Origin of the sequence: Riemerella columbipharyngis (genome assembly GCF_900101995.1) — a bacterium.
In the GTDB taxonomy this organism is placed as follows: Bacteria; Bacteroidota; Bacteroidia; order Flavobacteriales; family Weeksellaceae; genus Riemerella; species Riemerella columbipharyngis.
Genome location: NZ_FNAS01000008.1, coordinates 58517 through 70569, shown reverse-complemented (window position 1 = coordinate 70569; position 12053 = coordinate 58517). Strand labels below are relative to the sequence as shown.

The window sequence follows — 12053 nt, the reverse complement described above, 5'->3', positions numbered from 1 at the left end:
TCTTTGCCTTGATAAAATACTTGAAATAATGAGTAATACTATATTTACTCCTTTTACAGAGGAGGATCTCATTCCTAAAGAAGAAAAATTAGAGATTGTTAAGAAAAGTAAAAAATTCAGTATAGGAATACCTAAAGAAACCTGTCTGAACGAAAAAAGGCTCTGTCTTACGCCAGATGCAGTTCAGGTGTTGGTGGAATCTGGGCACGAGATAGTAATACAAAGAAAGGCAGGAGACGGAGCTCATTTTACAGATGAGCAGTATGCAGATGCCGGTGCGATACTAACGGACGACCCAAAAGTAGCTTTTGGACAAAAATTAGTCTTAAAAATAAACCCTCCTACTTTGGAAGAAATAGAATACCTTAACTCTAATACCTATCTTGCTTCGGCATTGCAAATCAACCTTAGAGACAAAGACTATTTTGACAAATTAGCTGAAAAGAAAGTGAATGCTATTGCATTTGAGTTTGTGAGAGACGAATACAAGCAGCGTTCTTTGGTAAGGCTTGTTGGTGAGATAGCAGGAGGGGTAGCCATCTTGTATAGCTCCGAGCTTTTGGCAAAATCCAACGGCTTGATGTTGGGGGGCGTTACGGGTGTTCGCCCTGCGGAGGTAGTCATCATAGGTGCCGGTATTGTAGGGGAGTTTGCGACAAAAGCTGCTCTCGGAATGGGAGCTAGCGTAAAAGTGTTTGATAATTCTTTGGCGAAACTGAGAAGACTCCATACTTTGATTGATAACCGTGTGCCGACTTCGGTTTTAGATCCAAAAGAATTGACTAAGAGCCTCAAGAGAGCCGATGTACTTATCGGTGCTATGCCAAGACTAAATATGCCACCAGTAGTTACGGAAGCTATGGTAAAAGGAATGAAAAAAGGAAGCGTAATTTTAGACCTTACCATAGATTACGGGCGTTGTATCGAAAACTCTGAGGTAACTACGCAGGAGAATCCTTATGTGGTGAAAGATGGTTTGGTACATTGCGGACTTCCAAATCTGACTTCACGAATGCCGAGAACTACTACAAAAGCGATTAGTAATTTCTTCTTGAGTTATCTCTTGAATTACGACGAAATGGGCGGCTTCGAAAATGTTTTGGTGAAAACAGCCGAAATGAAAGACTCTCTTTATATGTACAAAGGGCGTCATACACAAAAATTGGTTTGCGATAAATTTGGACTGACTTACCACGATATTAACCTTTTGATTTTCTAAATGAGAAAACTAAAGTTTTATATGATAGGGCTTATCCCTGGTATTATTATAATGTTCTTTATTCTGAACCAAAAAGGCGTAAGCTGTAGCGGCTATCTGCCCAACAGCAGAGTCATTACCGAAACGTTGTCTAAGGAGTGGACCTATGCCCGCCCTGTGGACTCTGTAATGGAAACCCACCATATCTCTAAAAAATTTCTGAAAGATACCATTTTTTCAGACGGAGGGATAGACTTTGGAAAGAGTAATCCGCAGAGGAAGCCGTATCCTATCTACAAGCTGTACTATCCCACACCTGACAACGCACAGTATGAAGTGGATTTTGAGAAAAGAAAAGATACTGCATATTTTTATCAATTAAAAGTTCTAAAAAAATGAAAACCATCTATGTAGATTTTTCGGAAATAGGAGATTTGGAGGATTTTTTTTTAGTGTTAAAGAAAAAAGATGCAGTGTTTTCGGCGGTGGATACTGAACAAACCCTCTGCGGTGCTTTGTCTAATTCTAAGGCGTTGCCACTGCATTTGGAGTTTGTGAATATGAGTGTGGAGCAATTAGAAACTTTTGACGAAGTTATCTGTACTTTAGAAGATTTGAATGAGGTGTTAGACGATTTTTCGTTCACTTATTTTCTTGAACAATACGAAGATTAAAAAATAAATTATTTCCTATAAAAATGCCCGGGGAACGCATCTTCGGGTTTTTCTTTTAAGATATTGAGCTTAATCCAAGATTTCAAAAAACCATAGCCGTAAGAAAACATCTGAATGAAAGCAGTGGTAACTGCCATAGCAGCAATGCTGATATTTTTTGTTCTGAGCAGTGCGTGGAAGAATATCACCATAGTGTATAGCCCATACATAGATAGGATAAAGCCGTAGCTCCAGACAAAATAATGAATAAGCCCTATTATATACCCCATTAAAAAAAACGAAGGAAACCAAAAGGTTACTTTGGTATAGCTTGGGTGCCTTTGGTTTAATATCGGCCTTGCTACTCCGAACTGATAGACCTGCCGAGAAAACTTCCTAAAGTCTGTGCGGCGTTTATGATAAACTCCGATATTATCAAAAAATGCCGTGGTGTATCCATTTTCCCATAGCGTCATAGAGAGATCCGGATCCTCGCCGATACGCATTTCCGAAAATCCGCCGACTTTGTCGAAAGTCTCTTTCCTTACCCCCATATTAAAACTGCGGGGCTGGAATTTGGATACGGATTTTTTGCTTCCTCTTATGCCGCCCGTCGTAAAAATAGAAGTCATAGCATAGGAAATAGCTTTTTGCATTAGATTAAATCCTATATGTGCTTTATCTGCACCGCCAAAAGCATCACAAGAGGTTTGGGCTAAATTTTTCTTTATATTTCCTATATAATCTTTTTCTACAATCACATCGCTGTCCACAAACACCAGCCAATCGTTTTTAGCCTTTTCAGCACCATAGTTTCGGGAAAGTCCGGGACCGGAATTTTCTTTGCGGAAGAATTTTAGGTCTAATATGTTTTTGAACATATCTATGGTAGATCTTAGGTCTATTATAGAACCATCATCTACAATAATGACTTCAAAATTTTTATCGCTTTGGAGAGTCAGAGAATTCAGTAATTCCCTAAGCTCGTCTTTGCGGTTGTATATTGCGATGATGATGGAGATGCTGTTCATAGAGAGGTTTTAGGATTTGTTCTTTTTAGAGCCTTCGTACATTTCGTACTGCAGAAAACGGGTTTCCAGTTTTCCATTGTAGAGCTTTATTTTCCGGCTCGGGTGGAGGCCTATTTTTTTTGCGGCTTCGAGGTCGGAAGTGATGAGCCACGCCAAGGTATTGGGGTAATTATTCTTAAATGTATCACCTATTTTTTTGTAGAAATCATCATCATTGATGCTGATTCGTTCATCGTAAGGAGGGTTAAATACGACGAGCAGAGGGAAAAGCTCTTTTTTGGAGTCAAAGAAATTCTGTTTTTCCAGTGTAATCACTTCTTCCAATTCGGCAGCTTCTATATTTCGTTTTGCAATGGAAAGCATAAGAGGGTCTATGTCGTAGCCTACGATTTTTCCAGAAAACTCTTTTATTCTATTGATGCGGAATTCTTTTATTTTTAAGAATAAATCTTCGTCATAATTTTTCCAATTTTGAAACCCGAAGTTTTTTCTAAAAATCTGAGCCGGTAGTTCCATCGCCATCATAGCGGCTTCTATGAGCAGAGTACCGCTGCCGCACATTGGGTCCAAAAAATTCCCTTTCCCGTCCCAGCCTGCCAAGTGGAGCATTCCGGAAGCCAAGACTTCGTTTATAGGAGCTTTGCCTTGTTCCTGTCTGTATCCCCTTTTGAATAGGGGTTCGCCGGAGGAATCTAGAGATACAGCGACTTTGTCTCTATTGATATGGAGGTGGAATTTTATATCAGGATTATGAGGCTCTACATCGGGTCTGCGGCGGTATTTTTTTTGAAAATAATCCACAATGGCATCTTTCATTTTCAACACCATAAAATGAGAATGTGTAAATTTTTCCGAGTGCACCGTAGCATCTATTCCGAAAGTCTGAGAGAGCGTGAGGTATTCGTCCCATGGGAATTTCACCAGTTTTTCGTAGAATTTTTGCTCATTATAAGCTCGAAATTCCGAAATGAGGACATGTATTTTCACGGCTGTTCTCAGAGCATAATTGATTTTATAGAGAAACCCCAGATCTCCTTTGCAAGACACGGCTCTGTTGAGTACTGTTACCTCTCTCCCGCCGAGTTTCTTTACTTCCTCGGAGAGTATACTTTCAAATCCGAAGAAGGTTTTTATGTTTATTTTTAAGTCGTTCCAATCCATCTCAAAACTTCAATTTACGGCAAATATACTAAATAAACCCATCTCCAATAATGAATTCTATAGCTCGGTATTTTGTTTTTGGAATATAAAATGTTATGCAAGGCTTTTGAACAAGATATTTTCTGAATTTTATTTTCCTCGTAATCGGTTTTGGTTTCTTCTTTTATTACGATGAATAATATCATTGATTTTATAAAAAAAAATATTAACTTTGCCTTGATTTTAAATTTAAAAATATGTTAGAAACTATTAAGAAATTAGGGTTTGTCGTAGCGTTTATGTTCATAGGAGTTACGACGGTAGGTGCTCAGCAGACGCAGCCTGGTCAAAAACAGCACAAGCATCATTGTTGTACCGCGATGAAAAAAGACACTTGCTCCACAAAAGGAAAAGAGTCTTGTTCTGCCGATAAAAAAGATGGTGAAAAAAAAGCTTGCTGCTCCGCCGATAAGATGAAAGCTGCAAAAAAAGCTTGTTGCAAAACCAAATCTAATAAACACGGAAAATCTTGTTGCAAAACAAAAAAATAGGAATAGTTTATTTAGATTGTACTATTTGTCTTAAGTGTTGTTTTTTTTTCTTATCAAACAATCTTTGGGCAAGATTAAAATAAAAACCGAGAATAAATTTTCTCGGTTTTTAAATTTTTATTTATCCACAATAGAATACTTTTCAATCCATTGTAAATCAATTTGATAATTGCTTTTTTATAAAGTTTTGCACAATGACTTCCTTAGCGAAAATATATCTTTTATCTTTGCCAAATGACACAGAAAGAACTATCAAATTCATTTGTAAATAATAATTATACACAGGAGCTATCCATTACACAAGGTAAGATACCGCCTAACGCGGTAGATTTTGAAAAAATAGTTTTGGGAGCAGCTCTCATTGATAAAAAAGGACTGGATTCGGCAATTGAGATTTTGTCACCGGAGGTTTTCTATGATCCAAGGCACCAAGAGATATTTCGTGCAATCACATGGCTTTTTAATCATAACAATCCTGTTGATATTATGACTGTTATTCAGGAGCTGAAGAGAACCGAAAAGCTCTCTGTAGCAGGGGGAGACAGCTATATCATAGAATTGAGTATTAATGTAAGCTCCTCGGCACATATTGAATATCACGCAAGAGTTGTATTGGAGAAGTTTATTCTTCGTTCGTTGATTAATGTTTCTGCCAATGTCATAGACCAATCTTACAAAGAGTCCACCGATGTTTTTGAGCTTTTGGATAAGGCTGAACAGTCGTTTTTTGAGATTACCAACGGAAGTATTAAAAAAGGGTTTGATACAGCAGATAATCTAGTGAAGCAAGCCACAAAAAAGATTTTGGCATTAAAAGACCAAGAAGGGCTTTCGGGTATTCCATCGGGATTTACCAAGCTCGACCAAGAAACAGGAGGCTGGCAAAATTCAGACCTTATTATTATTGCCGCAAGACCGGGTATGGGTAAAACGGCTTTTATACTTTCTATGGCAAGGAATATTGCCGTAGATTACCAAGTACCTATCGCAATTTTTTCGCTGGAAATGGCTTCTGTACAGCTCATCACAAGAATGATTGCCTCTGAAACGGGGATCTCATCAGAGAAATTGAGAAAAGGAACACTTACAGAAGAAGAATGGCATAGGCTCTTTAACAACGTAACAGCATTGGAGCAAGCACCTCTTTATATAGATGAAACACCTGCTCTTTCTATTTTTGATTTCAGAGCAAAGTGCAGGCGTCTGGTGATGCAGCATGGCGTTAAAATCATTATGGTGGATTATCTCCAACTGATGACAGTCAATATCGGAGGTAAGGGGGGGACTCGGGAGCAGGAAATTTCAATGATATCCCGTTCCTTGAAGGCGATTGCCAAAGAACTTGATGTGCCGGTAATTGCTCTTTCTCAGTTGTCAAGAACCGTAGAAACTCGTACTACGAAGCGCCCTCAGCTTTCGGACCTTAGGGAGTCCGGAGCGATAGAGCAGGATGCGGATATCGTGTCCTTTATTTTCCGCCCAGAGTATTATAAAATAACTCAATGGGACAACGACCCTGGAGGGGAGGCTACGGATACCACCAATCAGGCTGAAATCATTTTGGCAAAACACCGTAATGGTGCTACGGGAGAGGTTAGGCTTTCTTTCTTTAAGGAGTTTGCGAAGTTTACAGACCTTAGCGCCGATGATTATATGTACCCGGGTAGTTTTACGATGTCTTCGGATGAGCCGAGTGGGCTTAATCTGGCTAAACAAAATATACAGCCGAGTGCGGAGATGTTTGACTTGCCGCCTAATGTATCCGGCTCTTCTATGAACAATAGTGAATACGAAAGCGATTTACCTTTTTAATTTGTAGCAAATGAGGATAGAGATATACACTGATGGGGCTTGCAGCGGAAACCCAGGTAGAGGAGGGTATGGTATTTTAATGAAAATATCCGGAACAAACTATCAGAAAACATTCTCAAAAGGCTTCAGAAAAACCACGAACAATAGAATGGAGCTTCTTGCAGTAATCACAGCATTGGAACTGCTCAAAGTGAATGCAGAGAATGAGGTTTGTATTTACACAGACAGTAAATATGTCTCTGATGCTATTAACAAAAAATGGCTTCAAAGCTGGATAAAAAAAGGTTTTGTAAAAGTGAAAAATCCTGATTTATGGAGAAGGATAGTGCCATTATTAAAAGTGCACCGCCCAAATTTTTTTTGGGTAAAAGGACATGCGGGGCATCCGGAGAACGAAATCTGTGACCGCCTTGCTGTGGCAGCGGCTTCGTCCAAACATTTGGAAATAGATGCTTACTTTGAAAATCCTGATGATGTAGGACTTTTTCTCTCTGAATAAATTGATAATTGAGAAAAAAGATGTAATTTTGGTTGTTAAATCAAAATGTAATGAAAAATCGTATTTTTATGATTGCTTTATTATCCGGTGTTATGACTGTGTCTTGCCAAAAGAAAGATACGCCTATTTCCGGAGGGAATAAAGAAGTAATAGCTTTAGAACAAAAAGATACTGTAAAAACAGAGAGCACCAAAGAGACGAAAGCTAAGGAAGAAATGGCAAAATTGCCAAAGCCCTACCACCCCGAAGAAAATGCGGAGGAAAAACTTTCCGAACTGCAAAAAGAAGCTCAGAAAGAGAACAAAAAAATTATGATTCAGGCAGGGGGAAATTGGTGTATATGGTGCCTTAGGTTTAATAATTTTGTGCAGAGTACGCCGGAGCTCAAAGAATTGGTAGATACTAATTATCTTTATTATCACCTGAATTATTCCCCTGAAAATAAAAACGAAAAACTCTTTGCAAAATTTGGACACCCCGAGAAATTTGGTTTCCCTGTTTTCATTGTATTGGGTAAGAATGGAAAGGTTGTTCATATTCAGGACAGCTCAGTTTTGGAGGAAGGTAAAGGATATAGCTTGGAAAAAGTGAAGGCTTTTTTCACAAAATGGAAATAAAAATTAAATATCAATAAAAAAGAAATAATATGAGTTCAAGTAAAAATCATCACAACACACAATATTACATAGACTTAGAAGACCGTTGCGGTGCACACAATTACCATCCACTTCCGGTAGTTTTGGACAAAGGAGAAGGTGTTTATGTTTGGGATGTAGAGGGTAAGCGTTATTACGACTTTTTATCGGCTTATTCTGCTGTTAACCAAGGGCATTCTCACCCTAAAATCGTTAATGCATTGGTGGAGCAGGCGAAAGTTCTATCCCTTACTTCAAGGGCTTTTTATAATTCCAAACTTGGCGTTTATGAAGAGAAAATTACTAAGCTATTGGGATTTGATAAAGTATTGCCAATGAATTCCGGAGCAGAAGCTGTGGAAACTGCCATCAAACTCGCGAGAAAATGGTCCTACGAAGTTAAAAAGATACACGGAAACAATGCTAAAATCATCGTTTGCGAAAATAATTTCCACGGTAGAACGACGACGATAGTTTCTTTCTCTAATGATAAAGATGCCCACAATAATTACGGCCCTTTTACTCCCGGATTTATCAGAATTCCTTATGACGATGCAGATGCTTTACAAAAAGTTTTGGAGGAAGAAGGAGATTCTATTGCCGGATTTTTAGTAGAGCCTATCCAGGGCGAGGCAGGCGTGTATGTGCCTACCGATGGTTATCTGAAAACAGCTTACGAACTTTGTAAAAGGTACAATGTCTTGTTCATCGCAGATGAGGTTCAGACGGGTATTGCGAGAACGGGTAAACTCATCGCTTGCCACCACGAAGATATTCAGCCGGATATTCTTATCCTCGGGAAAGCTCTATCTGGGGGAATGTATCCTGTTTCTGCCGTATTGGCAAATAATGATATTATGAAAGTGATTCATCCGGGGCAACACGGTTCTACTTTTGGAGGAAATCCTTTAGCTTGTGCGGTGGCTTGTGCGGCGTTAGATGTGGTACAAGAGGAGCATCTCTCTGATAAAGCAGAGCGTCTTGGAAAGATATTCCGTGAGGAGATGGGAAAAATCATTGCCAAAACAGACTTGGTTTACGATGTTCGTGGTAAAGGATTGCTAAACGCTATTTTAATCAATGATATACAAGACAGTCCTACTGCGTGGAATCTTTGTCTTGCACTTAAAGAGAACGGATTACTTGCCAAGCCTACGCATGGGAATATTATCCGTTTGGCACCGCCGTTAGTTATCACGGAAGAGCAGCTCAGAGATTGCTTGAGTATTATAGAAAAAACTATTTTGAACTTCAAAAAATAAAATTTCGGCAGGCCTACCTATGTTTATATGGGGAGGCTTCTTGTAGCTGAAAATTTCAGAATAAAAAAATGGCAGTAATAGACTTATCAAAACAAATTGCCTTAGGGATAGACATCGGAGGAACGAATACCAAATTTGGAATAGTAAATCACAGAGGAGAGATTTTAGACAAAGGTAGAGTGAAGACCGAAAGCGCTACCATAGATGAATTTATAGAACAACTATACGTAGAAATTAGACCAATGCTGGATAAACATAGTAAGAGCTACCAGCTTATGGGAATAGGAGTAGGTGCTCCCAATGCAAACTACTATACAGGAATGATAGACTATGCACCCAATCTTAAATGGGAAGGGAAAATTCCGTTGGCAGGAAAAATGACAGAAAAATTTGGCGTTCCGTGTAAAATTACCAACGATGCCAATGCTGCTGCACTGGGCGAAATGATGTTTGGTGCTGCACGAGGGATGAAAGATTTTATAATGATGACACTGGGAACGGGGGTAGGAAGCGGTATCGTAACGAATGGGCAGGTTATCTACGGACACGACGGATTTGCAGGAGAATTGGGACACACGATTGTAAAACCTAATGGCAGAAAACATTGGAGTACAGGCTCGGAAGGGAGTTTGGAAGCCTATGCATCTGCTACGGGTATTGCCATTACAGCAAAAAAAATGAGAGCAGAGTTTCCTAATTCTATGCTTAATAATTACCCTGAAGACGAAATAAATTCTAAAACCGTTTACGAGTGTGCCGAAGCCGGTGATCCTATTGCCATAGAAGTATTCCGCTATACGGGGCAGAAATTGGGAGAAGCTTTGGCAAATTTTGTAATGTTTTCTTCGCCGGAGGCTATTCTTCTTTTTGGGGGAGTAATAAAGGCAGGTGATTTTATTTTGAAACCTGCTAAAATGCATATGGAACGGAATTTGTTGCCCATTTTTAGAGGTAAAGTAAAATTGGTATTTAGTGAATTACCCGAAGCAGATGCAGCTATTTTAGGTTCAAGTGCATTAGTATGGGAAAAATAATTGGTAATATTTTATGAGAATGAGACAAGGTATATTATTCTTATGTTTGGCACTTTTGAACATTGTAGGATGTACGGGACAAAATAAAAAAGATTTTCAATTTAATTACAAACAAAAAATGAATAATGAATTAAGATATTTAACGATAGGAGGTGGCTGTTTTTGGTGTGTGGAAAGCTGTTTCCAAAAACTGAAAGGTGTAGAAAGCGTTGTTTCCGGCTACTCCGGAGGACATAAAGATAATCCTACATACGAAGAAGTCTGTACAGGAGAGACAGGACACGCCGAAGTAGTGCAGATAGCCTATGATCCAGAAATTATCTCTTTTCAGCAATTGATGGAAGTATTTTTCTTTCTTCACGATCCTACGCAGCTCAATAGACAAGGAAATGATGTAGGGACACAATACCGCTCGGTAATATTTTACAGAACCGAAAATGAGAAACAAGAGGCTGAAACTGCCATAAAAAAATCAGAGGCTACGGGAAAATGGGAAGGAAAATATGTTACTGAAATTGCTCCTTTTATAAAGTTTTGGCCTGCGGAACAGTATCACCAGGGTTACTATAACAACAATCCTTCACAGCCCTATTGTAGTGCAGTAGTTGGTCCTAAGATTAGAAAATTTGAGAAACATTTTGGTGATTTAGGTTGGCTTAAATAAAATGAATCTATTCCTATGCTTTTTTCTTACGGGAATATTTTATTTTTGTATTTACGATAAATGCTATAAATTTGCAAAGAAAGTGCTATGCCTATACATGACAAAATTGTAGAGACAGCTATCACCTTTGATGATGTCCTTCTTGTACCTGCATTCTCGGAGGTACTTCCAAACCAAGTTTCATTAAAATCTCGTCTTACAGACAAAATTACGCTTAATATCCCTATCGTATCCGCCGCAATGGATACCGTAACGGAGGCAGATTTAGCCATTGCTCTTGCCCGTGTGGGAGGGCTTGGCTTTATTCATAAAAATATGCTTATCCAAGAACAAGCAGCACAAGTGAACAAAGTGAAACGCTCTGAAAACGGGATGATTTCTGACCCTGTTACTTTGTCCAAAGATTATACATTGGGAGAGGCAAAGGCATTGATGGCAAAATATAAAATCTCGGGATTGCCGGTAGTAGCAGAAGATCAAACCCTCATAGGAATCATTACCAATAGAGATGTGAAGTATCAAGAAAACCTTGATATGAAAGTAGAAGAGCTGATGACTAAGGAAAATCTCGTGACTTCCGATAAGCATACAACATTGGAAACGGCCAAGAAAATATTGTTGGAAAATCGTGTGGAGAAACTTCCTATTGTAGATGAAAACTTCAAGTTGGTGGGACTTATCACGATTAAAGATATTGACAATCAGTTAGAATACCCAAATGCTAATAAAGACAAGAGCGGTAGGCTGATCGTAGGGGCAGGCGTAGGCGTAGGCGAGGACACTATGCAGCGAGTGAAAGCTTTGGTAGATGCAGGTGTGGATATTATTGCGATAGATTCTGCACATGGACATTCTAAGGGGGTTTTGGATAAAATAAAAGAAATACGCACTGCTTTTCCGGATTTGGATATCGTGGGCGGAAATATCGTAACGGCAGAGGCGGCTCGAGATTTAATAGAAGCAGGTGCCAATGTACTTAAAGTAGGTGTAGGGCCGGGCTCTATCTGTACGACCAGAGTGGTAGCAGGAGTGGGCGTACCTCAGCTTTCGGCGATATACAATGTCTATGAGTATGCCAAACAAAAAAATGTAGCAGTAATAGCCGATGGAGGAATTAAGCTTTCAGGGGATATCGTTAAAGCTATTGCCAGTGGAGCCAATGCCGTGATGCTGGGGTCTCTATTCGCAGGAACAGAAGAAGCACCGGGAGAAGAGATTATTTTCCAAGGCAGAAAATTCAAATCTTACCAAGGAATGGGAAGCCTTGCGGCAATGAAAAGAGGGGGGAAAGAACGCTATTTCCAAAGTGAAGCCAAAAAATTTGTGCCGGAAGGAATAGAAGGAAGAGTGCCTTATAAAGGGAAGTTGGAAGATGTCATATTCCAGCTTACCGGAGGACTTCGTGCAGGAATGGGCTATTGTGGTGCTAAGGATATTATGACTCTGCAAAAAGAATCTAAAATGGTGAAAATTACAGGAAGTGGGCTTAAAGAAAGCCACCCTCACGATGTCATCATCACGCAGGAAGCACCGAATTACTCTCTGTAATAGGAAGGATGAAAATATATAGTCTA

General features: G+C 39.3%; 13 protein-coding genes. 11 read left to right on the top strand and 2 right to left on the bottom strand.

From position 1 onward, the window contains the following. The first annotated feature begins 28 nt into the window (after positions 1–28). Genes BLS89_RS05835 through BLS89_RS05825 form a run of 3 tightly spaced genes read left to right on the top strand, consistent with a single transcriptional unit; the run spans position 29 to position 1872 of the window. Complete coding sequence (locus BLS89_RS05835; RefSeq protein ID WP_092736555.1) at positions 29–1219, top strand: alanine dehydrogenase; 1191 nt, start codon at positions 29–31, stop codon at positions 1217–1219. Beyond that, positions 1220–1597 carry a hypothetical protein gene (locus BLS89_RS05830; RefSeq protein WP_092736554.1) on the top strand — a complete coding sequence of 126 codons (378 nt, stop codon included), beginning with the start codon at positions 1220–1222 and terminating at the stop codon, positions 1595–1597. Further along, positions 1594–1872 carry a barnase inhibitor gene (locus BLS89_RS05825; RefSeq protein ID WP_092736553.1) on the top strand — a complete coding sequence of 93 codons (279 nt, stop codon included), beginning with the start codon at positions 1594–1596 and terminating at the stop codon, positions 1870–1872. The genes BLS89_RS05830 and BLS89_RS05825 overlap by 4 nt, the downstream gene beginning before the upstream one ends. Before the next feature lie 8 nt (positions 1873–1880). Here BLS89_RS05825 and BLS89_RS05820 read toward each other — a convergent pair whose 3' ends face one another. Further along, complete coding sequence (locus BLS89_RS05820; RefSeq protein ID WP_092736552.1) at positions 1881–2882, bottom strand: glycosyltransferase family 2 protein; 1002 nt, start codon at positions 2880–2882, stop codon at positions 1881–1883. Positions 2883–2891: 9 nt separating this feature from the next. After that, positions 2892–4043 (bottom strand): THUMP domain-containing class I SAM-dependent RNA methyltransferase, encoded by a 1152-nt coding sequence (locus BLS89_RS05815; protein ID WP_092736551.1) that lies wholly within the window; start codon positions 4041–4043, stop codon positions 2892–2894. A gap of 236 nt (positions 4044–4279) precedes the next feature. On the opposite strand from BLS89_RS05815, the gene BLS89_RS05810 reads away from it, so the two are divergent. From BLS89_RS05810 to guaB, 8 genes are all read left to right on the top strand, one after another. Further along, complete coding sequence (locus BLS89_RS05810) at positions 4280–4573, top strand: hypothetical protein (RefSeq protein WP_092736550.1); 294 nt, start codon at positions 4280–4282, stop codon at positions 4571–4573. 234 nt (positions 4574–4807) lie between these two features. Next, positions 4808–6385 carry a replicative DNA helicase gene (dnaB, locus tag BLS89_RS05805; protein ID WP_092736549.1) on the top strand — a complete coding sequence of 526 codons (1578 nt, stop codon included), beginning with the start codon at positions 4808–4810 and terminating at the stop codon, positions 6383–6385. Between the two features lie 10 nt (positions 6386–6395). After that, positions 6396–6884: a ribonuclease HI gene (gene rnhA / locus BLS89_RS05800; RefSeq protein ID WP_092736548.1), complete on the top strand. Its 489-nt coding sequence runs from the start codon at positions 6396–6398 to the stop codon at positions 6882–6884. Between the two features lie 50 nt (positions 6885–6934). Then, entirely contained in the window at positions 6935–7501 is a 567-nt protein-coding gene (locus tag BLS89_RS05795; protein ID WP_092736547.1) for a thioredoxin family protein, read from the top strand. 29 nt (positions 7502–7530) lie between these two features. After that, complete coding sequence (rocD, locus tag BLS89_RS05790) at positions 7531–8781, top strand: ornithine--oxo-acid transaminase (RefSeq protein WP_092736546.1); 1251 nt, start codon at positions 7531–7533, stop codon at positions 8779–8781. A gap of 68 nt (positions 8782–8849) precedes the next feature. Further along, positions 8850–9815, top strand: coding sequence for an ROK family protein (locus BLS89_RS05785; protein ID WP_092736545.1), 966 nt, complete (start codon positions 8850–8852; stop codon positions 9813–9815). 118 nt (positions 9816–9933) lie between these two features. Then, a complete protein-coding gene (gene msrA / locus BLS89_RS05780) occupies positions 9934–10479 on the top strand; it encodes a peptide-methionine (S)-S-oxide reductase MsrA (protein ID WP_092736571.1) in 546 nt (181 codons plus the stop codon). 87 nt (positions 10480–10566) lie between these two features. Beyond that, positions 10567–12027, top strand: a complete 1461-nt coding sequence (guaB, locus tag BLS89_RS05775; protein WP_092736544.1) for an IMP dehydrogenase — start codon at positions 10567–10569, stop codon at positions 12025–12027. Positions 12028–12053 lie beyond the last annotated feature (26 nt).

Bases quoted from the DNA above. Each gene is read 5' to 3' on its own strand.
- BLS89_RS05810 (WP_092736550.1), top strand. From the start codon at position 4,280: ATGTTAGAAACTATTAAGAAATTAGGGTTTGTCGTAGCGTTTATGTTC.
- dnaB (WP_092736549.1), top strand. From the start codon at position 4,808: ATGACACAGAAAGAACTATCAAATTCATTTGTAAATAATAATTATACA.
- BLS89_RS05785 (WP_092736545.1), top strand. From the start codon at position 8,850: ATGGCAGTAATAGACTTATCAAAACAAATTGCCTTAGGGATAGACATC.
- BLS89_RS05830 (WP_092736554.1), top strand. From the start codon at position 1,220: ATGAGAAAACTAAAGTTTTATATGATAGGGCTTATCCCTGGTATTATT.
- rnhA (WP_092736548.1), top strand. From the start codon at position 6,396: ATGAGGATAGAGATATACACTGATGGGGCTTGCAGCGGAAACCCAGGT.
- BLS89_RS05835 (WP_092736555.1), top strand. From the start codon at position 29: ATGAGTAATACTATATTTACTCCTTTTACAGAGGAGGATCTCATTCCT.
- BLS89_RS05815 (WP_092736551.1), bottom strand. From the start codon at position 4,043: ATGGATTGGAACGACTTAAAAATAAACATAAAAACCTTCTTCGGATTT.
- BLS89_RS05825 (WP_092736553.1), top strand. From the start codon at position 1,594: ATGAAAACCATCTATGTAGATTTTTCGGAAATAGGAGATTTGGAGGAT.
- guaB (WP_092736544.1), top strand. From the start codon at position 10,567: ATGCCTATACATGACAAAATTGTAGAGACAGCTATCACCTTTGATGAT.
- rocD (WP_092736546.1), top strand. From the start codon at position 7,531: ATGAGTTCAAGTAAAAATCATCACAACACACAATATTACATAGACTTA.
- msrA (WP_092736571.1), top strand. From the start codon at position 9,934: ATGAATAATGAATTAAGATATTTAACGATAGGAGGTGGCTGTTTTTGG.
- BLS89_RS05795 (WP_092736547.1), top strand. From the start codon at position 6,935: ATGAAAAATCGTATTTTTATGATTGCTTTATTATCCGGTGTTATGACT.
- BLS89_RS05820 (WP_092736552.1), bottom strand. From the start codon at position 2,882: ATGAACAGCATCTCCATCATCATCGCAATATACAACCGCAAAGACGAG.